The organism is Aeromonas sp. R10-1 (assembly GCF_040908465.1).
GTDB lineage: Bacteria > Pseudomonadota > Gammaproteobacteria > Enterobacterales > Aeromonadaceae > Aeromonas > Aeromonas caviae.
The window spans coordinates 37,539-57,094 of the sequence record NZ_JBFODT010000021.1 but is presented as its reverse complement, the minus strand read 5'-3'; the positions used below and the strand labels follow the sequence as shown (position 1 = coordinate 57,094).

18 protein-coding genes are annotated in these 19,556 nt (G+C 65.1%); 3 read left to right on the top strand and 15 right to left on the bottom strand.

Annotation, left to right across the window (positions count from 1 at the left end; all coding sequences use genetic code 11):
• Window positions 1–53: 53 nt before the first annotated feature.
• Window positions 54–851, bottom strand: coding sequence for a threonine/serine exporter ThrE family protein (locus tag AB5Y93_RS09670; RefSeq protein WP_042014428.1), 798 nt, complete (start codon window positions 849–851; stop codon window positions 54–56).
• 232 nt (window positions 852–1,083) lie between these two features.
• Window positions 1,084–1,422, bottom strand: a complete 339-nt coding sequence (locus AB5Y93_RS09665) for a DUF3135 domain-containing protein (RefSeq protein ID WP_010675440.1) — start codon at window positions 1,420–1,422, stop codon at window positions 1,084–1,086.
• Between the two features lie 407 nt (window positions 1,423–1,829).
• Between AB5Y93_RS09665 and mog the strand changes: the two genes are divergently transcribed.
• The gene (mog, locus tag AB5Y93_RS09660) at window positions 1,830–2,360 is read left to right on the top strand and encodes a molybdopterin adenylyltransferase (RefSeq protein ID WP_041212474.1); all 531 of its coding nucleotides are present in this window, start codon (window positions 1,830–1,832) and stop codon (window positions 2,358–2,360) included.
• A 31-nt stretch (window positions 2,361–2,391) separates the two neighbouring features.
• Here mog and AB5Y93_RS09655 read toward each other — a convergent pair whose 3' ends face one another.
• Together AB5Y93_RS09655 and AB5Y93_RS09650 are read right to left on the bottom strand one after the other, a co-directional pair.
• Window positions 2,392–2,739 (bottom strand): DUF2541 domain-containing protein, encoded by a 348-nt coding sequence (locus AB5Y93_RS09655; RefSeq protein WP_368229244.1) that lies wholly within the window; start codon window positions 2,737–2,739, stop codon window positions 2,392–2,394.
• 208 nt (window positions 2,740–2,947) lie between these two features.
• Window positions 2,948–3,703 (bottom strand): DNA/RNA non-specific endonuclease, encoded by a 756-nt coding sequence (locus AB5Y93_RS09650; protein WP_128296741.1) that lies wholly within the window; start codon window positions 3,701–3,703, stop codon window positions 2,948–2,950.
• 642 nt (window positions 3,704–4,345) lie between these two features.
• On the opposite strand from AB5Y93_RS09650, the gene AB5Y93_RS09645 reads away from it, so the two are divergent.
• Entirely contained in the window at window positions 4,346–5,071 is a 726-nt protein-coding gene (locus AB5Y93_RS09645; protein WP_261999763.1) for a carbonic anhydrase, read from the top strand.
• A gap of 73 nt (window positions 5,072–5,144) precedes the next feature.
• On the opposite strand, the gene AB5Y93_RS09640 is transcribed toward AB5Y93_RS09645, so the two are convergent.
• From AB5Y93_RS09640 to AB5Y93_RS09595, 10 genes are all read right to left on the bottom strand, one after another.
• Window positions 5,145–6,053 carry a pseudouridine-5'-phosphate glycosidase gene (locus AB5Y93_RS09640; protein WP_368229242.1) on the bottom strand — a complete coding sequence of 303 codons (909 nt, stop codon included), beginning with the start codon at window positions 6,051–6,053 and terminating at the stop codon, window positions 5,145–5,147.
• Complete coding sequence (locus AB5Y93_RS09635; protein WP_368229241.1) at window positions 6,047–7,138, bottom strand: PfkB family carbohydrate kinase; 1,092 nt, start codon at window positions 7,136–7,138, stop codon at window positions 6,047–6,049. Before AB5Y93_RS09635 ends, AB5Y93_RS09640 begins: the two co-directional genes overlap by 7 nt.
• A gap of 144 nt (window positions 7,139–7,282) precedes the next feature.
• Window positions 7,283–7,642, bottom strand: a complete 360-nt coding sequence (nirD, locus tag AB5Y93_RS09630; protein WP_319883778.1) for a nitrite reductase small subunit NirD — start codon at window positions 7,640–7,642, stop codon at window positions 7,283–7,285.
• A 47-nt stretch (window positions 7,643–7,689) separates the two neighbouring features.
• Window positions 7,690–10,263 (bottom strand): nitrite reductase large subunit NirB, encoded by a 2,574-nt coding sequence (gene nirB, locus AB5Y93_RS09625; protein WP_368229240.1) that lies wholly within the window; start codon window positions 10,261–10,263, stop codon window positions 7,690–7,692.
• A gap of 26 nt (window positions 10,264–10,289) precedes the next feature.
• A complete protein-coding gene (locus AB5Y93_RS09620; RefSeq protein ID WP_010675449.1) occupies window positions 10,290–11,111 on the bottom strand; it encodes an ABC transporter ATP-binding protein in 822 nt (273 codons plus the stop codon).
• 31 nt (window positions 11,112–11,142) lie between these two features.
• Complete coding sequence (locus AB5Y93_RS09615; protein WP_319921308.1) at window positions 11,143–12,102, bottom strand: ABC transporter permease; 960 nt, start codon at window positions 12,100–12,102, stop codon at window positions 11,143–11,145.
• A gap of 14 nt (window positions 12,103–12,116) precedes the next feature.
• Window positions 12,117–13,472 (bottom strand): CmpA/NrtA family ABC transporter substrate-binding protein, encoded by a 1,356-nt coding sequence (locus AB5Y93_RS09610; RefSeq protein ID WP_368229239.1) that lies wholly within the window; start codon window positions 13,470–13,472, stop codon window positions 12,117–12,119.
• A gap of 344 nt (window positions 13,473–13,816) precedes the next feature.
• Complete coding sequence (locus AB5Y93_RS09605; protein WP_010675452.1) at window positions 13,817–14,401, bottom strand: ANTAR domain-containing response regulator; 585 nt, start codon at window positions 14,399–14,401, stop codon at window positions 13,817–13,819.
• A 125-nt stretch (window positions 14,402–14,526) separates the two neighbouring features.
• Window positions 14,527–15,285, bottom strand: coding sequence for a uroporphyrinogen-III C-methyltransferase (gene cobA, locus AB5Y93_RS09600; RefSeq protein WP_368229238.1), 759 nt, complete (start codon window positions 15,283–15,285; stop codon window positions 14,527–14,529).
• A gap of 28 nt (window positions 15,286–15,313) precedes the next feature.
• Window positions 15,314–17,938, bottom strand: coding sequence for a molybdopterin-dependent oxidoreductase (locus tag AB5Y93_RS09595; RefSeq protein WP_368229237.1), 2,625 nt, complete (start codon window positions 17,936–17,938; stop codon window positions 15,314–15,316).
• A 284-nt stretch (window positions 17,939–18,222) separates the two neighbouring features.
• On the opposite strand from AB5Y93_RS09595, the gene AB5Y93_RS09590 reads away from it, so the two are divergent.
• The gene (locus AB5Y93_RS09590) at window positions 18,223–18,726 is read left to right on the top strand and encodes an RNA methyltransferase (protein WP_368229236.1); all 504 of its coding nucleotides are present in this window, start codon (window positions 18,223–18,225) and stop codon (window positions 18,724–18,726) included.
• Between the two features lie 42 nt (window positions 18,727–18,768).
• Here the strand turns inward: AB5Y93_RS09590 and AB5Y93_RS09585 are convergent, their stop codons facing one another.
• The gene (locus AB5Y93_RS09585; protein ID WP_368229235.1) at window positions 18,769–19,512 is read right to left on the bottom strand and encodes a hypothetical protein; all 744 of its coding nucleotides are present in this window, start codon (window positions 19,510–19,512) and stop codon (window positions 18,769–18,771) included.
• Window positions 19,513–19,556 lie beyond the last annotated feature (44 nt).

The following is a 19,556-nucleotide window of genomic DNA, read 5'->3' as shown; positions in this document are numbered from 1 at the left end:
GATGGATAGCCGGTTTGCCCCGATCAACAGGGTCGATACAACGTCAAAGATCTTCATACTTTCCACCCCCAGATGCCGGTCACCGACATGGCGAGAATGATCCCTATGGCCGCGCTGATGGTCAGCAGTGTCGCCGTGCCCCAGCGGGCCAGCCCCATATTGAAGTAACCTTTCACCATGTCGGAGACCGCATTGATGAGCGGGAACCCCGGCACCAGCAGCAACACGCTGGCGGCCATGGCGAGATAGGGTTGTTCGCCCCAGCCGAAGAAGGTGGCGCTGGAAGCGAGCAGGGTGGCGATAAACCCGGTGGCGGCAAAGTTGATGAGGGGGCTGTGGTGATGGCGGGCAATGAGCTGGCGCACCCGCATGGCGACCGAGGCCGAGCAGCAGGTCACCAGGAAGATGGGCCAGTCACCGCCAAACAGCAGGCTGAAGGCACCGCAGGAGAGCCCCACCATGGGCACCACCAGCCAGGGGTGATAGTGGAACGGCGTGATGGCCTCGAGGCGCTGACGTACCTCGCGCGCACCGATAAGCGACTTCTCCGTCATGATGCAGATGCGCTGGATTTCGCACACCACCTGCATGTTGATGCCGTGCTCCCGCACCCGGCGGGTGGTGGTGACGCAACTGCCCTGATAGAGGCTGGTGAGGACGATGGCGCTGGAAGAGATGGCCATCTCGACGCTCTCCAGCCCGAGCGCCATGCCCAGGCGGACCGTGGTCTGCTCGATGATGCGGCTCTCCGCCCCAAACTGGGCCAGCATCTGGCCCGCCTTGACGATGATCCGGGTGATCTCCGTCTGCTGCTCTCGCGACAGCACCCTTCCTGGTGTGATGCTTCTCATGATCCCTTTGAGTCATAGCAAGATGAAATGTGTCTGGATATTACCCCAAAATAAATACACCTTCATCCATCTCTATCGGACTGCGGGCACTGGTCACTATTATTCAGCCGCCCGGGGAATATTTGCAGCAAATAAAAAACAATTCACCCAACTTGCTTAACAACTTGTTTGAGAAGGGGTGAAAAAAATTAATAAAAACCCTGTTTTTTTATATCTTGAACAGGGCCGTGAATTATTTCCGTTTCAGATAACTGGAAAACGCTATCACATTATCCGGCAGCGGGGGCTCTGCCATTTCCTGACAAGATTCATTCTGCAGATCCAGAATGTGCTGGCGCATGGCGTAGACGGAGTCATGCATCATGTTGGCGATACGGATGCAGCTGTCGAGGTTGTTTCTTGCCAGGCGGCGCTGGCAGTCGATGCGAAATTGCAGACCTCGCAACCGACGTTGCCGCTCTGGTCCCACCTGGGCGATCAGGGTCTCTATCTGCTGGTGCAGCAGCGCGTCGAGTCGCTCCGGCTCGGCCAGCGCCCAGTACTTCAGGGTATCGAAATCAGGCAGCTCCATATACCCTCCTGGCCGGACCTCGCCCATGGAATGGAACGACGCCGGGCACATCACTATTTCACTGTCCCTAGGGAAGGTTATATAGGATGGTGGCGATTTTGGGCCATTCACCGCCGAGCCACAGGAGTCCGGTTTTTGGCACGGATTGCGCATTGTTGGCGGAAAAAATCATTTATTCCTTATGATTCATGAAATTAACCGAATCCGGCCTGCGTCAGTTTTTTTATAAAATTTCAGCACCATTTTTCTCGGCCTTATGCCTTATTAAGGGACTTTCCTCAAAATTGTTTTTCATTCGACTCTCTCCCTGGCTCGACGCCCTCCCCTTGCCTCATCCTGCGGTTTAACATATCTCACTGATTATGTTATTTTATTTACCACTTTATTGCGGCAACCAAGGGCAGACCATGAGCAAGGCAAGAATCGGTATCGTCACCGTCAGCGATCGCGCCAGTGCAGGCATCTACGAAGATCTCTCCGGCAAGGCCATCATCGACACCCTGAACGCCTACCTGACCTCGGAATGGGAGCCCGTCTATCAGGTGATCCCCGACGAGCAGGATCAGATTGAGGCGACCCTGGTTCGGCTGGTGGACGATGAGCAGTGCTGCCTTGTCGTTACCACGGGGGGCACCGGGCCGGCCAGGCGGGATGTGACCCCGGAGGCCACCGAGGCGGTGTGCGATCGCATGATGCCGGGCTTTGGCGAGCTGATGCGGGCCGAGTCCCTCAAGTTCGTGCCGACCGCCATCCTGTCGCGCCAGACCGCCGGCCTGCGCGGCAGCTCGCTCATCGTCAACCTGCCGGGCAAGCCCAAATCGATCCGCGAGTGCCTGGATGCGGTCTTCCCTGCCATTCCCTACTGCATCGACCTGATGGAAGGGCCCTATCTCGAGTGCGACGAGGCCATCATCAAACCGTTCCGCCCGAAGAAATAAGCACTGGGCGGGGATTTCCCCCGCCCTTTGCTCATTTGCGCCCGTACACCTTGACCCCCGCCCTGCTCCCTTCCGAATTGCCGTACACCTCGATGCGCTTGATGCAGAGTCGGCCGCCGAGGGATTGCCACCCCGACTCCTGATCCTCTCTCAACACTTTGTCGAAATAGAGGGTCTTGCTGCGATCGTTGCCGTAGAACACCTTGACCCGCTCCAGGGTCAACTCCCGCCCTGCCTTGACCATGATGGATTTGGTCGGCCGGCAGGCGAGCATGGGAATGATGGCGGGATGATCGCCGACCCCGAGCAGAATGGTCTGCCCCAAGCGGATATCCTCGTCGGCCATGGCCGGGGGAACAGCAGCCCCCAGCAGCGCCATGGGTACGCAGATGCGCAACGCGCGGGCAAGAGTGGACGAGGAGTGAAGGGAAAACAGCGCTGACATGATGCCTCCTGAAAAAAGGAGTCATGATAAGGGCCCGATGCCAGACCCAAGCTGTACTGGCCCTGTACCAGGGGCCATGACAATGGCCGGAGGCCCGTGTGGGTAACGGGGGCCTGGGCCCCCGTTACCCCTGCCGGACGCGCTAACCGCCCCACATGGCCGACAGCCGCGACTCCATGGCCTCTTCCTGCTCATCCGGCAGCTCGGTGAAGAAGTCGAGCCCGGTCTGCTCCTCCACCTCATCCACCGTCACCACATAGTCCGCCAGCCTGCTGGCCGAGACGTTCTCTTGCGGCAGGATGAAGGCGATGGCCCGCTTGCCCGCCAGATCCATCACCACCCGGTAGTAGGCGTGGGGCACGGTCACGCCGTTGCCGATGGCGCCATCGGAGTGGGTGAAGATGGGGCCGGTGATCACCTGCACGCTCTTGTAGGTGATGGCCCACTGCCGGGTCTTCTCCTCCAGGATGCGCCAGGCCCCCTGGTTGAGCGCCGGCAGTTGCGGGGTCATGTTGGTCAGCAGGAAGCTCTGCTTCATGGTGTTGGCGGTGGAGCGCATGTCCGCCGCCGGTGCCTGGTGGCCGCGGTCATAGCCCGAGCCCTTGTAGTCGGCCAGGGTGGCGCGAAACTGCACCGGCACCTCCTTGTCCTCGGCGAAGGCATCCTTGCGCGGCACCTGACCCTGGGCGCTGGTCGCCGTCATCCGGTAAGAGACCCAGTCAGAGACCTTGGTGTCGTAGTTGTACCCGGCGGCATAGCCCTCCCGGCACAACAGCTGACTGGATTGACCGGGTACCCCCAGGGTGACGTGCTCCCCGCACTGGAATCCCGCCGCCAGGCTCGGGAAGGTGGTGAGAGTGAATCCGATAGCCAGAACTAATTTATTGATATTATTCATTATTATGCCACTCCTTGTGTTAGGCGGAGTGATTTGACACCAGGTCGGATGAGTAAGGCAATCGCACAAATAGCGAGCAATCCGGAAATGTGAAGAGAACGGCAAAACCGCAAACAAGGCGCCGCCAACCGGGGGATTGTCATCCCGCTGTCACTGTGCTGAGGGGGGAATTTCTCCAGCACTATCAGAGAGATAAGGGGTCAACACCGAGGCACTCTGTCAGCGCAGCGCCCGGCTCCCGCCACGCACGCCCCTGGCCGGGTCAGGGAATATCGAAAAAACCCAACGAAATAAGGGATCCTCAAGCCCGATAATTAGTCCGCGCTTGTTTGCTCGAGATCAAACGAAGCCATGAAAAGCCCTCTAGAATCAGCCCGTCATCTATTTGGGGCGCCATGAAAGGGGGCCGTTCATGGCAAAAATGCCCGCAGGATTTCTCCTTCATGAATAAGCGTGCCCCGTTGCCGGAATACATCATGACGCAGCCTCATGCCACGCTTCAAATAACGATGACGACAGACCTTTCATAACAATTAATCCGGTCTGGCACCGCGTACCCTGCGTTTCCAACGATGCCATTCCTGGCCTTCCTGCCGGAAGGCCAGGAATGGCCGTGCTTTTCAATCAGGATAAGGATGCATGATGAAAAAGTCCCTGCTGGCTGGCGCCCTGCTGCTCTGCCCTGCCGCCTTTGCCGCCACCACACACTGGGAATACAGCGGCGAGGCCGGCCCGGCGAAATGGGCCAGCCTGACCCCGGAATATGGCCAGTGTGCCGGCAGCAACCAGTCGCCGGTCAACCTCTCGGGTCTGGTGAAGGCCGATCTGGCCCCCCTGCAGTTCCACTATCAGGCGGGTGGCAAGACGCTGGTCAACAACGGCCACACGGTGCAGGTCAACTATGCCCCCGGCAGCACCCTTGAGCTCGACGGCATGCACTTCGAGCTCAAGCAGTTCCACTTCCACGCCCCCAGCGAAAACCTCATCGAAGGCAGGTCCTACCCCCTGGAGGGTCACCTGGTCCATGCCAATGACAAGGGGGAGCTGGCGGTGGTCGCCGTGATGTTCGAGCCGGGCCAGGCCAATGGGGCACTGAGCCAGGCCTGGCAGGTGCTGCCAGCCAAGGCGGGGGAGCTCCATGCCTTCAAGGAACCCATCTCGGCAGAGCAACTGCTGCCCGCCCAGCACGACTACTACCGCTTCAGCGGGTCCCTGACCACCCCACCCTGCTCGGAAGGAGTGCGCTGGCTGGTGATGAAGGAGCCGGTCCAGGCCAGCCAGGCCCAGATCGATGCCTTCAAGGCGGTGATGCACCACCCCAACAACCGCCCCGTCCAACCTCTCAACGGGCGACTGGTGCTGGAATAAGGGGGTTATCTCACCGATTCGCGCAATAAAAAGAGGGCCTGTTGGCCCTCTTTTGCATCTTTCGCAAAGGTGTTTACAGACTGGCAGCGATGCGCGCCCCCAGCGCGGCGTTGTTCAGCACCAGCTGGATATTGGCCGCCAGGGAGTTGCCACCGGTCAGCTCGCACACCCGGGCCAGCAGGAAGGGGGTGGACTCCTTGCCCTTCACCCCCTGCTCGTCCGCCTCTCGCAGTGCCTGGGCAATGGCGGCGTCGATGTCGGCCTTGGGCATGGCAAACTGGGTCGGGATCGGGTTGGCCACCACGGCGCCCCCAGCCAGCCCCAGCTCCCACTTCAGACGCAGCGCCTGCGCGATCGCCGCCGGGCTCTCCAGGCGGTAATCCACCTTGAAGCCGCTTTCCCGGGTGTAGAAGGCGGGCAGCTCCTCGGTCTGGTAGCCGATCACCGGCACCCCCTGAGTCTCCAGGTACTCCAGGGTCAGACCGATGTCGAGGATTGACTTGGCACCGGCGCAAACCACGGCCACCGGGGTCTGGGCGAATTCCTGCAGGTCAGCCGAGATGTCGAAGGTCTCCTGGGCGCCGCGATGCACGCCGCCGATGCCGCCGGTGGCGAACACCCGGATCCCGGCCATGGCGGCCACTATCATGGTGGAGGCCACCGTGGTCGCCCCCAGCCCCTTGTTGGCCAGCACGAAGGGAATGTCGCGGCGGCTGCACTTGGTGGCGACATGACCGGCCCGGCCCAGCGCCTCCAGGGCCCCCGCATCCAGACCCACCTTGAGGCGGCCATCGATGATGGCGATGGTGGCCGGCACGGCGCCGTTGTCCCGCACCACCTGCTCCACCTGGCGCGCCGTCTCCACGTTCTGCGGATAGGGCATGCCGTGGGAGATGATGGTGGACTCCAGGGCCACCACCGGCTTGCCGGCGGCCAGCGCGGCGGCAACTTCAGGTTGGATATCGAGGTAAGCGTTCAACATGGGTACTCCTCCAGCATGCGTTCAACGGCGGCCTTGGATAGGCCGGAAAAGACGGTATCGGAACAATTGACGGTGAGGGCGGCGCAACCGAGGGCGAACCGGGTTGTCTCCATGATGCCCTGCTCCTGCAACCAGGCGTGGGCCAGCCCTGCCATGAAGGCATCGCCGCCGCCGGTCACGTTGACGACCGGGCTGCCGAGCACGGGCAGATGGCCCTGGCAGGCCCCGTCGCTATAGAAGATCCCCTGATCGCCGAGGCTCAGGAAGAGCCGCTGCACCCCGGCGCGGTGGAACCAGGCCGCCGCCATGGGCCAGGTGTCGGGCCCCCCGATGGTGAAGCCGCACAGCTGCTCCGCCTCGCTGCGGTTGGGTTTGAGGGTGTGGATGCGGTGCAGCCAGGGGCGGATCTTCTCCACCTTGGCCACCGACACGGTGTCCACGAAGATGATGTGCTCCCCCTGGCGCTCGAACAACCAGTCCAGGGTGTGGGTGGCGAGGTTGGTGTCGAGCACCCAGAGCCGGGCCGCACCGAGAAAACCGCTCAGGGGGGTGAGCCGGGCCGGGGTGAGCTGCTCGATGATCCCCATGTCGTTGACGGCGCAGCTCATCTCGCCGCTGCCATCGTGCAGGCTGAGATAGCAGGAGGTCGATTGACCCTCCAGCACCAGCACCTGGCGCACATCGACCCCGGCGCGCTGGCTCACCTCCAGCAGGTGGTGGCCGTATTGATCGTTGCCCACCGCAGTCAGCAGGCGAGTATCGGTGCCAAGGCGCGCCAGGTTCTCGGCGATGTTGCGCCCCACCCCGCCTGCGGAGGTACGTACCCGGCCCGGGTTGGAATCCCCGATGCGCAGGTTGTCGTGGCTGCAGCCACAGATATCCATGTTGGCGCCGCCGATCACCACGGCGTAGGGGCCTTCGCGCAGCACATAGCCGCGCCCATGCACATAGCCCTGGCGCATCAGGCTGGAGATGTGGCTCGCCAGCGCGGAGCGGCTGATGCCGAGCCTGTCCGCCAGCTCCTGCTGGGCAATCATGGGATCCTGGCGCAGCAGGGCGAGGATCTCTTGCTCACGTTCCGTCATAGACAAACATCCAGTTGCAAACGTTTGTCCATTATTTCCGAAAAACGTTTTTCCGCCATCCTCTCGTACAAGAAATGTCGGGTCGCGCACAAAAAATCACCGGGCAGTGCCCGGCGATCACAACATGGTTTTCAGATGGGCCACTCACCCCAGCTGTACCCAGACCTCGCTCCCCTCCAGCCGCACCGGCCAGCAGGCGACGCTCAGGGCAGGATCGTCCAGACAGCGACCGTCCATCAGGGCGTAGCGCTGCTTGTACAGCGGCGAGGCCACCACGGGCTCCCCACCGGCATCCCCCACCAGGCCACGCCCCAGCACGGCGACGCCGGCCAGGGGGTCCACCCCGTCCAGGGCATAGACATGCTCCCCGAGGCGAAACAGCGCCAGTACCCGCCCCTCCAGCCAGGCGCTGCGCCCGGCCTGCTCCGGCAGCGCCGCCAGCTCGCACACCCGGTGCCACTGCCCATGCTCAAGGTGCGCTGTGCCCTCCTTGAAATCCTTCATACCACCTCCTTGATGCTGATGGCGGGCGTGCAACCCGTTGCCCCCGCTCATACCACTTCCTTGACAGCGATATCCGGCACCCATTGCCCCCGCTCCTCACGGCGCGGCGGCGTCTCGTCCTCGGGCCGGTTGACGAAGGCCTCGAACAGCTTGAGCTTGTCCGGATCCGCCAATGTGCTCTTCCACTCGCACTGCCAGGTGCCGACGATCCCCTCCATCATGGCCTCCAGCTCGGCACCGATGCCGAGCCTGTCCTCGATGATCACCGACCTGAGATAGTCGAGCCCCCCTTCCATGTTCTCCATCCAGACCGAGGTGCGTTGCTGCCTGTCCCCGGTGCGCACATAGAACATCAGCAGCCGGTCGATGTAGCGGATCAGGGTCTGCTCGTCGAGATCCGTGGCAAAGAGGTCCGCGTGGCGCGGCCGCATGCCGCCGTTGCCACACACATAGAGGTTCCAGCCCCGCTCGGTGGCGATGACGCCGATGTCCTTGCTCTGGGCCTCGGCGCACTCCCGGGTGCAGCCGGAGACCGCAAACTTCAGCTTGTGTGGCGCCCGCAGCCCCTTGTAGCGGTGCTCCAGGGTCTGGGTCAGGGTCATGGAGTCCTGCACCCCGTAACGACACCAGGTGGAGCCCACGCAGGACTTCACGGTGCGCACCGACTTGCCGTAGGCCTGACCGGTCTCGAAGCCCGCCGCCACCAGCTCGCCCCAGATGGCGGGCAGCTGGTCGACGCGGGCGCCGAACAAGTCGATGCGCTGGCCGCCGGTGATCTTGGTGTAGAGGCCGTACTTGCGCGCCACTTCGCCGATGGTGATGAGCCCCTCCGGGGTGATCTCCCCCCCCGGGATACGCGGCACCACCGAATAGGTGCCGTCCTTTTGCAGGTTCGCAAGGAAGGCGTCGTTGGTATCCTGCAACGCGCGGTGGGGCTTCTCCAGCACGTGCTCGTTCCAGAGGGACGCCAGGATGGAGGCCACCGTCGGCTTGCAGATGTCGCACCCCAGCCCCTGGCCGTGCTTGTCCCGCAGCGCCTCGAAGCTCTTCAGCTCGCCCACCCGGGCCAGGTGATAGAGCTCCTGACGGCCGTAGGCGAAGTGCTCGCACAACCCCTTGTCCGCCTCGACGCCAAGGTCCGCCAGGGTCTGATCCACCACCTGCTTGAGCAGGTTGCTGCAACCGCCGCAACCCGTGCCGGCCTTGGTACAGCTCTTCACCGCCGACAGCTCGTGATTGCCCGCCCGAACGGCGGCCACCACGTCCCCTTTGCTCACGTTGTGGCAGGAGCAGAGGATGGCGCTGTCCGGCAGCACCAGGGGCGCGGGGGCGGCCCCGACCTCCCCCACCAGCAGGGAGAGCGGCGGCTGGGGCAGCGCCACCCCGTTCTGGTAGTACTGCAGCAGCCGCTCGTAATCGGCCCCGTCCCCCACCAGGATGGCGCCGAGCAGCCGATTGCCCTCGCCGTCGGTCACCAGCTTCTTGTAGATGCCCTTGACCCTGTCCAGCAGCAGCAACTCCTGGGCGCCGGCGGTGCTGGCGTGGGCATCGCCGATGGAGCCCACGTCCACCCCCATCAGCTTGAGCTTGGTGGACATGTCGGCCCCGATAAAGCGGGTCTCGCCGCCGCACAGACTGGCCACGGCGGCCCGGGCCATCTGGTAGCCGGGAGCCACCAGGCCGAAGATGCGCCCCTGCCAGAGCGCGCATTCGCCGATGGCGAGGATGGCGGGATCCGAACTGTGGCAGCCGTCGTCGATGCAGATGCCGCCGCGCTCCCCGACCTCCAGCCCGGATTGCCGGGCCAGGGTATCGGCGGGGCGGATCCCCGCCGAGAACAGCAGCACGTCGGTCTCAATGTGGGAACCGTCCTTGAAACGCAGGCGATGACGGGCCTGCTCCCCCTGCTCGATGCACTCGGTGGCTTTCTCCACCAGCACCTCGACCCCGAGGGCCTGGATCTTGTCCCGCAGCACGGCGCCGCCGCTCTCGTCGAGCTGCACCGGCATCAGCCTGGGGGCGAACTCCACCACCTGGGTCTTGAGCCCGAGCAGGCGCAGGGCGTTGGCCGCCTCCAGCCCCAGCAGGCCGCCACCGATGACCACGCCGCTGCGGGCCTGGGCGCAGGCATCGCGGATGGCGGCGAGATCTCCCAGGGTACGGTAGACAAAGCAGCCCTCTCGCTGATGGCCGGGGATGGGGGGCACGAAGGGCACAGAGCCGGTCGCCAGCACCAGACGGTCGTAAGGGAACTGCTCGCCGTTGGCCAGCGTCAGGGTGCGGGTGGCCCGGTCGAGCACCTCCACCTCGGCCCCCAGCCGCAGCGTTATGCCGCTCTCTTCATACCAGGCGGGGTCGGCCATGCGCAGGGCCTGGGGCGCCTTGCCGCCGAATACCTCGGAGAGGTGCACCCTGTCGTAGGCGGCGTCAGGCTCGGCGCCAAACACCGTCACGTCGAACCGCTCGAGGCCGCCCGCCGCCACCAGCTGCTCGGCGAAGTGATGACCCACCATACCGTTGCCCACCACCAGCAGACGTTGCTTTTCAGCGGATCCGGCGCTCTGGCGACCGAGCAGGTCCATGCCGCCCCCTGTCACCCACTGTTGCTCTTTGTCAGTCATGTCTCTCTTCCTTGAATCCGGCGGGCTCAGGCGCGCAGCTTGCTGCGCACCTGCCCGGCTGCCTTGAGGGGGGTCACCTTGCGTTGCTTCTCGTAGAGGAAGCGCAGCACCTGCTGACGCAGCTTGTGGTAGTGGGGATCGTCCGCCAGGGCGACCCTGTCTCTGGGCCTTGGCAGGTCCACGGTCAGGATCTCCCCGACGGTAGCGCTGGGGCCATTGGTCATCATGACGATGCGATCAGAGAGCAGCACCGCCTCGTCCACGTCGTGGGTGATCATGATGACGGTGTTGCCAAGCTCCGCTTGGATCGCCATCAGGGCATCCTGCAGATGGGCCCGGGTCAGGGCATCGAGGGCGCCGAACGGTTCATCCATCAGCAGCACCTTGGGGGAGAGCGAGAGGGCGCGGGCGATGCCGACCCGCTGCTTCATCCCCCCCGACAGCTCGTGGGGCATCTTCTGGCTGGCGTGATCCATCTGCACCAGGGAGAGGTAGTAGTCCACCCGCTCCGCCACCGCCCGCTTGTCAGACTCCACCTGGGCCACCGCCAGCGCCACGTTCTGCTGGACGCTGAGCCAGGGCAGCAGGGCGTGGTTCTGGAACACCATGGCCCGCTCGGGCCCCGGGCCCGCCACCTCGCGACCATCGAGAATGATGCCCCCCAGGGTCGGCTCCAGCAGCCCGGCCACCAGGTTGAGCACCGTGCTCTTGCCGCAGCCCGAGTGACCGATGAGGGAGACGAACTCCCCCTTCTCGATGCGCAGGTTGACCCGGCTCAAGGCCTCGAAGCTGCCCTGCTCCGTCTCGAACGAGATGCCGACGTCGCTTATCTCCAGATAACTCTTCATTGGCTCTTCTCCTGCCTGAATAGAAATGTGATTAACGCAGCACCTGGCGCTTGTCCCAGGACAACCACTGCTGCAGGGCCAGCATGCCCCTGTCCAGGGCGCAGCCGATGAGGCCTATGGTGATCACCGCCACCATGATGCGGGCCAGGGAGGCCGAGCCACCGCTCTGGAACTCGTCCCACACGAACTTGCCGAGCCCCGGGTTCTGGGCCAGCATCTCCGCCGCGATCAGCACCATCCAGGCCACCCCCAGGGAGAGCCGCAGCCCGGTGAAGATCATGGGCAGGGCCCCGGGCAGCACGATGCGCCGCACGTGGGTCACAAAGGAGAGACGCAGCACCCGGCTGACGTTGTGCAGATCCCCATCCAGCCCCGCCACCCCCACCGCCGTGTTGATCAGGGTCGGCCAGAGGGAGCAGAGAGTCACCGTCAGGGCCGAGGTGAGGAAGGACTTGGCAAGCCAGGGGGCGGGATTGGCGTAGAGGGCGCTCACCACTAGCGTGATGAGGGGCAGCCAGGCCAGCGGCGACACCGGCTTGAGCAGCTGGATCACCGGGTTGGCGGCGCGATAGAGCCCCTGATTCATGCCGAGCAGCACCCCGCACGGAATGGCGATCAGGGTCGCCAGCGCGAAGCCGCACAGCACGGTGAGCAGGCTGGTGGCTATCTGATCGAAGAAGGTGGGACGTCCTGTGTAGGGACGCAGCTTCACCTCGGCCGCCGGATCCGCCGCCAGTCGCTCGGCGTTGCGCACCTGCTGGCGTTCGAGGAAGGCCGCCGCCTTCTCCCGCTCCTGCAGATGCTCCTGCCCGAGGGACCAGAGCTGGCTGACGGTGGCGAGCGGCCCCGGCAGGGTGCCCAGACTGGTCTGCACCTGGCTCGCCCCCCACTGCCAGAGGCCGAGGAAGAGCAGCACGCCGAGCAGGGGCTGCACCATGATTTTCCAGTTGATGGCTTTTAAATGGATGAGGGGCCATGTGTGTCGTTTCATCGGGATCTCCTTGCTCATTGCACCCGCTCATCGCCCTTGAGGCCGATGGCGAACTGTTGCAGGTAGGCGTTGGGGTGGCGGCCGTCGTAGATGAGGCCGTCGATGAAGCCATCCTGGGGGCCGCGATAGCCCTGCTCGCTGGCAAAGTCCGGGAAGTCACTGGCCTTGAGCTTGCCCTCGGCGATGAGGGCCTCGGCGGCCTGGCGATAGACATCCGGTTGATAGACGGCCTTGGCCACCTGCTCGAACCAGGCGTCCGGCCTGGCTTCGGGGATCTGGCCCCAGCGCCGCATCTGGGTCAGGTACCAGATGGCGTCGGAGTAGTAGGGATAGGTGGCGTGGTGGCGGAAGAAGACGTTGAAATCCGGCACCTGACGCTTGTCTCCCCTGGCGTACTCGAAGGTGCCCGTCATGGAGTTCGCGATCACCTGCTCGTCCGCCCCCACGTACTCGGGTTTGGCAAGCAGCTTGGCCGCCGCGCGCCGGTTGCCGTTGTCGTCTGCATCCAGCCACCAGGCCGCCCGCAGCAGCGCCTTCACCAGCCGCACATGGGTGTTGGGGTGACGCTCGGCCCACTGCCGGGTGACGCCGAACACCTTCTCCGGGTTGTTGCGCCAGATCTCGTTATCCGTGATGACGGGCACCCCTATGCCCCTGGCGACCGCCTGCTGGTTCCAGGGCTCCCCCACGCTGTAGCCGGCGATGGTCCCCGCCTCCAGGGTGGCGGGCATCTGGGGGGGCGGCGTCACCGACAGCAGCACGTCCGCCTGGCGCTGGCCCGAGTTGTCCCCAAGCTTGGGCGCATAGAAACCGGGGTGTAGGCCGCCTGCCGCCAGCCAGTACCTCAGCTCGTAGTTGTGGGGGGAGACGGGGAAGACCATCCCCATGTTGAAGGGCTTGCCCTCCTGACGATACTCCGCCACCACGGGCTTGAGGGCGGCGGCGCTCACCGGGGGCGGCACCTGGCCCGCCTGCGGCCTGGGCAACCGGGGCGCCATGGCGGCCCAGACGCTGTTGGCCACCGTGATGGCGTTGCCGTTGAGATCCATGGCAAACGCCGTCACCAGCTCGGCCTGGGTGCCGATGCCGATGTGGGCCGCCAGGGGCTGGCCCGCCAGCATCTGGGCACCGTCCAGCTCGCCGTCTATCACCCGATCCAGCAGGATCTTCCAGTTCGCCTGGGCTTCGAGGGTGACGTAGAGTCCCTCATCCTCGAAATAGCCCCGCTCGTAGGCCACCGCCAGCGGCGCCATGTCGGTCAGCTTGATGAAGCCGAGCCTGAGCTCCTCCTGCTCCGGGGCTCCCAGTGCCAGCACCGGCAGCGACAACGCCGCCAGCAGCAGCCCCGCACATCCTTGTCGTCCGTTCATTGCATCTCCTCCCTCGGTTCCGGGTCAGGGCCATGGCGCCAGGCTGCCTGGAATCGCAGTGCCACCTCGTTGCAGCGCTGCGACCCAAGGTGCGTCGCGACCAAAAAAAAGCCCCGCCGATCCGGGATCGGCGGGGCTTCTTTGCCCTGTTGCGGGTGAGTGACCTGACCGGCCCCTCACTGCGCATCGTTACTTCATTGCTATCGTGTTTTTGTTATTCACTTTCCGTGCCAGCTCGTCCAGGGTGCATCAGGCGGCCCTTTGCGGCCTGTGGTGCCCTGATCCTCCCTCAAATTTGCCTCAATTAGGCGCAGTTGCACCAAAACGGTTGGCCACTGGAGCGCTCAGGCGGGCAAAGCCTGCAGCAGTTGCCGCGCCAGCTCCCCCAGGCTCAGGTGACGGCTCATGGCGGTGCTGCGCATCAGGCGATAGGCCTCGTCCTCGTCCAACCCCTGATGGCGCATCAGGCGTCCCTTGGCCTGCTCGATGAGCCGCCTATCCTCCAGCTTCTGGCGTAGCTCGCTCTCGGTCTGCATCAGGGCCTGCACCATGGCGAGCTGACTGCGGGCCAGGCGCAGCCACTGCTCCACCGGCTCACGCTCGCCGCAAGGGTGGGGCACCAGCAACACCCCCTGCTGCAACAGGGCGAGCTGGGTATCGCCCCCCAGCCGCTCGCAGAACAAGAGCCGCGGCATGTCGGGCCAAAGGGAGAGGCCAAGGCGTACCTCGGCGCTGAACTGGCGGCAACTGACGAGCAGGGCATCCCCCCTCTGCGTCGGAGTCAGCAACTGGCGGGTATCGAGGATCCCGGGCTGATGGCCGTAGTGACTGACCAGCAGGGCCAGGCGGTTCGCCTGGCCCGGGTCATCGGCGTGGATCAACAGCCGGGAAGCGGGGCCGTCCTGGCCCCGGGTGGAAAAAGTGGTCATGGCGCTCCTTGCCGGCGACGATCGCGTTCTGTCTGGCGAAAATGCCGCAACATGAAGGCCAACTCTTTGAATCTACCTCCTTTTTATCTATCAGGAGGTAGTGGGGGTAGAGGGAAAATCGCCCCTCAGGCGACCCGTTCCAGGGCCTCCGTCAGCAGTCCCTGCAGCTCGGCGCGCAGCCGCACCACCTCCCCCATGATGATCAGCACCGGGCTCTGGCCCAGCAGGGCACGGGCGGCCTGCTCCAGGCCATCGAGCGTGGCCTCGTGCACCTGCTGGCGGGGGCTGCTGCCAGCCACCACCAGGGCCACCGGCAGCGCGCCCGGGGCCCCAGCCCTCAACATCCCTTCCCGAATGCGGGCCGCCCGCTCCAGCCCCATGTAGAACACCAGGGTGTGGCCCGCCCGGGTCAGCCCCTGCCAGCCTTGATAGTCGCGCTCGTCCATCAGGTGCCCCGTCACCAGGGTCAGGGAGCGGGCCAGCCCCCTGTGGGTCAGGGGAATGAAGCTGCTGGCGGCGCACCCCAGGGCCGCCGTGATCCCCGGCACCAGCTCGGCCTCAATGCCGTGCCGGGCCAGGTGCAGCGCCTCCTCGCCACCGCGCCCGAACACCAGGGGATCCCCTCCCTTGAGGCGCACCACCCGCTTGCCCGTGCGGGCCAGGGCCAGCAGCAGGGCGTTGATCTCCTCCTGGGTCGGGCTCGGCTCACCACAGCGCTTGCCCACGTCGAAGCGGGCCGCCCCGTGGGGAATGCGGGCCAGGATCTCGCTCCCCACCAGGCGGTCATAGACCACGACCTCTGCCGCCTCCAGACAGTGCAGGGCGCGCAGGGTCAACAATTCGAGGGGCCCGGGGCCCGCTCCCACCAGACTGATTTGGCTCATCTCAGGCTCCTTGTGTCCTGGCACCGCACTAAGCGGATGCCAGGAAAACATGTTTGATCAACAGCTTGTCGATTTCGGGCAGACAGGTGCCGCAGTTGCTGCCACAGCCAAGCAGGGCCTGCAGCCCCACCAACTCGCTCACCCCCTGCCGGGTGATGGCATCGACGATGCTCTGCTCCGAGACCCGCAGGCAGGAGCAGACCAGCCGGCTCTCCCCGGCCAGGGCCTGGCTCAGGGTCTGGCTCAGGGCCCCCGCCTGGAGCGGCGTGCCGAGCAGACTGGCCAGCAGGTCGACCTTGATGTCCGGGCACCGCGCCCCCACCAGCAGGATCCCCTCGATACGATCTCCGGCCAGGGCCACGGCCAGCCACCCCTCCTTCATGGGCAGCCTGAGCCAGTGCCCCTCGGTCCCCAGCCGTTGCCACAGGCTCTCTGTGCTCTCTGACCAGGAGGCCAGCAGGGTGCAGTTCCCCTCGGGCAGGGGACGCCTGGCCCACCAGTCCACCGGCTCGCGCCACTCACCACGGCCACACCAGAGCCCTTGCCAGCAGGTGAGCTGCGCCCTGGCCTGCACCCGCCCCTGTTTGAACATCGGCTGGCCGGAAAGGGGATCCACCACGGGGGCGATGAGGCGGTTGACCGCCCCCTGGCTGCACTGGCTGTCGGTCCAGTGCATGGGCAGGAAGGCCTCCCCCTCCCTGAGCCCCTCATCCAGTCCCACCAGCAGCAGCGCCTCCCCAAGCCCGTTGCAAAGGCGCACCAGGTCCCCCTCCTTCACGCCAAGCGCCAGCAGGCTGGCGGCCCCCATCCGCACCCTGGGCCAGGGCTCGGCCTCCTGCAACCGGGGCACATGGCCGGTGCGGGTCATGGTGTGCCACTGATCCCGCAGGCGGCCACTGTTGAGGAGCAGGGAGACAGCCCCTGCAAGCGGGGGCGTTTCTGGCTGCTCGGGGAAGCGCTGGGCCAGGGGCAGCAGGCGGGCCCGGCCATCCGGGGTGGCAAAGCGCCCGCCCTCGAACAGGCGGGCCCTCCCCTGGGGCCAGTCGGCGTTGACGGGCCAGCTCAAGGGTTCCAACGCCTCGAATTCGGCACGGGTGAGACCCGCCAGCCCGGAGATGTCGAACTGGCGGGATCCGTCGTTCTCAAACCCTGAGAGGGCGGCATGCTCGCAGAAGATCTCGTGCTCGTGCTCATAGGCGAACCCCTCACCAAAGCCGAGGCGACGGGCGAGCCGGGTCAGGGCCCACCAGTCGGGCCTGGCCTCCCCCGGCAAGGGCAGGAAGGCGCGCTGGCGGCTGATGGTGCGCTCGGAGTTGGTGACGGTGCCGCTCTTCTCTCCCCAGGCGGCGGCAGGCAACAGCAGGTGGGCGAGGCGCGCCGTGTCGGTGTTGGCCGTCACCTCGGAGACCACCAGCAGCTCGCAGCGGCTCAGGGCCTCGCGCACCCGGTTGCCGTCCGGCAGGGAGACCGCCGGGTTGGTGCCGAGCACCCAGAGCGCGCGGATCTCCCCCCGGTGCACCGCCTCGAACAGCTCGACGGCCTTGTGCCCCGGCCCGCGCACCATGGTCGGGCTTCCCCAGAAGCGCTGTACCCGATCGCACTCGGCCTCGCCAAAGCCCATGTGGGCGGCGAGCTGGGTCGCGAGCCCCCCCACCTCACGCCCTCCCATGGCGTTGGGTTGCCCCGTCATGGAGAAGGGAGCCGCCCCCGGCTTGCCGATGCGACCGCACATCAGGTGGGCGTTGATGATGGCGTTGGCCTTGTCCACACCCTGGTTGGACTGGTTGATCCCCTGGCAGAACAGGGTGACGGTCTTGGGGGTACGGGCAAAGAGCTGGTAGAAGCCGATCAGATCGCTGCGGGAGAGGCCGCAGCTGCGGGCCACCTCGTCCAACTGCCAGGCGGGGTCGTCCAGCGCGCCCGCAAGTTCCTCGAAACCGCTCACGTGCTGCGCCACATAGGCCTTGTCCCAGCCATCTACATCGAGCAGGTAGCGGCACAGGCCGTTCCAGAGCGTCACGTCGCTGCCGGGTTTGAGTGCCAGATGCAGATCCCCCTGCTCCGCCGTCATGGTGCGGCGGGGATCCAGCACCACCAGCTTGAGCTCGGGGCGCCGCGCCCTGGCCTGCTGCAGGCGGCGAAACAGCACGGGATGGGTCCAGGCGGTGTTGGCACCGGTGAGCACCACCAGATCGGCGAGCGCCAGATCCTCGTAACAGGCGGGCACCAGATCCTCCCCGAAGGCGCGCTGGTGGGCCACCACCGCCGACGACATGCAGAGCCGGGAGTTGGTGTCCACGTTGGCACTGCCGAGGTACCCCTTCATCAGCTTGTTGGCGACGTAGTAATCCTCGGTGGTGAGCTGGCCCGACAGATAGATGCCGATGGCATCCGGCCCGGACTCGGCCAGGATGGCGGCAAAGCGCTCCGCCAGGGTGTCCAGGGCCTCCTCCCAGCCGATGCGCTGCCCCATCCAGCGCGGATAGAGCAGGCGGTCGGGAAAGGCCAGGCTCTCCAGCAGGCTGGCCCCCTTGACGCACAGGGCGCCGCCGTTGGCCGGATGCTGCTCATCCCCCTGCAACTGCCAGTTGTCTCCCTCCCGGCTCAGCCGGATGCCGCACCCCACTCCGCAATAGGCACAGGTGGTCTTCATTCCCTTGCTCCTTGTCATGTGTCTGACGAGGGGCCCATAAAAAAAGCGTCCGCCCCCCTGCGGGGACGGACGCCTTTGTCCGGATGCCTCATCGTCTTGTATGGGGAAGTGACTGCAAACCCCGCGCCAGGATGCAAGGGGCGCCGCCATTGCGCATCAGGGGGTCGGGCTGCGCCGCCACGGTGCAACCGCCCCCTTGTTGGGCCCGCCTTGCGGGAATCCGCCCCACACACTGGGCAAGGGGCCCACCGGGGGTATAATGCGCCGCCACACAGGAGAGAGAGATGAAAGTGTCAGATGAAGGCGCTGCCGGGCAGCACCGGGCAGATGCCCGGGAGGGTGGGGACTATTGCGCCATCGGGCTGGTCAATCCCAAATCCCCGGAGAACGTGGGTGCCGTGATGCGGGCCGCCGGCTGCTACGGGGCGGACGAGGTCTACTACACGGGGCAGCGCTTCGAGCTGGCGAGGCGTTTTGTCACCGACACCAAGCAGATGGTGGAGAAGATCCCCCTGCTCGGGGTCGAGGAGCTGCTGGACTTCGTGCCCGAGGGCTGCACCCCAGTGCTGGTGGATTTGATCGAGGGGGCCACGCCCCTGCCGGATTACGTGCACCCCGAGAGAGCCTTCTACATCTTCGGCCCGGAGGATGGCACCCTGGAACCCGCCCGCTTCGCGGCGGTGAAGGAGGTCATCTATGTGCCGACTCAGGGTTGCATGAACCTGGCCGCCTCGGTCAACGTCATCCTCTATGACAGGTTGGCCAAGACGCACAGAGCCAAAGGCTGAGGCAGGACAAGCGGGGCCCGATGACGGTATCAGGCCCGACAGCTAGGGCTGTGGCTTGTTCGCCCGCACCACCTGTTCCCTGAGAAAGTCCTGGTAGTAGTCGTAGAGCTTGTTCTGCCGATAGATCTCCGCCAGCTTGCCATGCCTTATCAGTGTCCGCATGCCGGGATCCCAGAGCCCGTGCAACTGCCTGCCCTTCGGGGTATCGGCGAAGATGGGGTAGGTCGGAATCCAGCGCAGGAATACCTGTACCAGCTCGGGGGGAAGGGAGCCTTCGGGGTAGAGGGCGCCGTCGGTCAGGTAGTAGCGGTAACGCCCCTTGAGCAGCAATTGCAGCGCCATCTCGTGGCTGTCTATCTCGAACCAGCGCATCGGCTCCGGGATGAACTTGTCAAAGGCCCACCCCCTCAGCCAGAGCACCTCCTGCTCCTTGAGGCTGTGCTCCCCTGCCCAGTGCGGCAGCCAGCGCTTTTGCATCACCACGCTCACGTAGTCCGCCGAGTCGGGGTAGTCGGGCTGATGGACCCCGGGCACTTCTCCCCGATAGACCCCCATCGCCATGTCCCCCTCCTTTTGCGACACCACCGCCAGTGCCCGTTTGTAAGGCACCATGTGAAGCTTCACCTCGTGCCCCAGGGGTTCATAGATGGCTCGAACCACATCCAGATAGACCCCCTTGCCGTCCCGGTGACAGAAGCCGGGCCAGTCGTCGCAATAGACGTGTATGGTGTCTGCCCGCACGAACGAGGTGATCAGCAGGCAACAGAACAGAAAAAGACGAACCATGAATATCCTCAGTGATATGGCACTCGGCAGATGCTCACCGCCGG

Bases quoted from the DNA above. Each gene is read 5' to 3' on its own strand.
- AB5Y93_RS09670 (WP_042014428.1), bottom strand. From the start codon at position 851: ATGAGAAGCATCACACCAGGAAGGGTGCTGTCGCGAGAGCAGCAGACG.
- AB5Y93_RS09665 (WP_010675440.1), bottom strand. From the start codon at position 1,422: ATGGAGCTGCCTGATTTCGATACCCTGAAGTACTGGGCGCTGGCCGAG.
- mog (WP_041212474.1), top strand. From the start codon at position 1,830: ATGAGCAAGGCAAGAATCGGTATCGTCACCGTCAGCGATCGCGCCAGT.
- AB5Y93_RS09655 (WP_368229244.1), bottom strand. From the start codon at position 2,739: ATGGCGCTGCTGGGGGCTGCTGTTCCCCCGGCCATGGCCGACGAGGAT.
- AB5Y93_RS09650 (WP_128296741.1), bottom strand. From the start codon at position 3,703: ATGAATAATATCAATAAATTAGTTCTGGCTATCGGATTCACTCTCACC.
- AB5Y93_RS09645 (WP_261999763.1), top strand. From the start codon at position 4,346: ATGAAAAAGTCCCTGCTGGCTGGCGCCCTGCTGCTCTGCCCTGCCGCC.
- AB5Y93_RS09640 (WP_368229242.1), bottom strand. From the start codon at position 6,053: ATGTTGAACGCTTACCTCGATATCCAACCTGAAGTTGCCGCCGCGCTG.
- AB5Y93_RS09635 (WP_368229241.1), bottom strand. From the start codon at position 7,138: ATGACGGAACGTGAGCAAGAGATCCTCGCCCTGCTGCGCCAGGATCCC.
- nirD (WP_319883778.1), bottom strand. From the start codon at position 7,642: ATGAAGGATTTCAAGGAGGGCACAGCGCACCTTGAGCATGGGCAGTGG.
- nirB (WP_368229240.1), bottom strand. From the start codon at position 10,263: ATGACTGACAAAGAGCAACAGTGGGTGACAGGGGGCGGCATGGACCTG.
- AB5Y93_RS09620 (WP_010675449.1), bottom strand. From the start codon at position 11,111: ATGAAGAGTTATCTGGAGATAAGCGACGTCGGCATCTCGTTCGAGACG.
- AB5Y93_RS09615 (WP_319921308.1), bottom strand. From the start codon at position 12,102: ATGAAACGACACACATGGCCCCTCATCCATTTAAAAGCCATCAACTGG.
- AB5Y93_RS09610 (WP_368229239.1), bottom strand. From the start codon at position 13,472: ATGAACGGACGACAAGGATGTGCGGGGCTGCTGCTGGCGGCGTTGTCG.
- AB5Y93_RS09605 (WP_010675452.1), bottom strand. From the start codon at position 14,401: ATGACCACTTTTTCCACCCGGGGCCAGGACGGCCCCGCTTCCCGGCTG.
- cobA (WP_368229238.1), bottom strand. From the start codon at position 15,285: ATGAGCCAAATCAGTCTGGTGGGAGCGGGCCCCGGGCCCCTCGAATTG.
- AB5Y93_RS09595 (WP_368229237.1), bottom strand. From the start codon at position 17,938: ATGAAGACCACCTGTGCCTATTGCGGAGTGGGGTGCGGCATCCGGCTG.
- AB5Y93_RS09590 (WP_368229236.1), top strand. From the start codon at position 18,223: ATGAAAGTGTCAGATGAAGGCGCTGCCGGGCAGCACCGGGCAGATGCC.
- AB5Y93_RS09585 (WP_368229235.1), bottom strand. From the start codon at position 19,512: ATGGTTCGTCTTTTTCTGTTCTGTTGCCTGCTGATCACCTCGTTCGTG.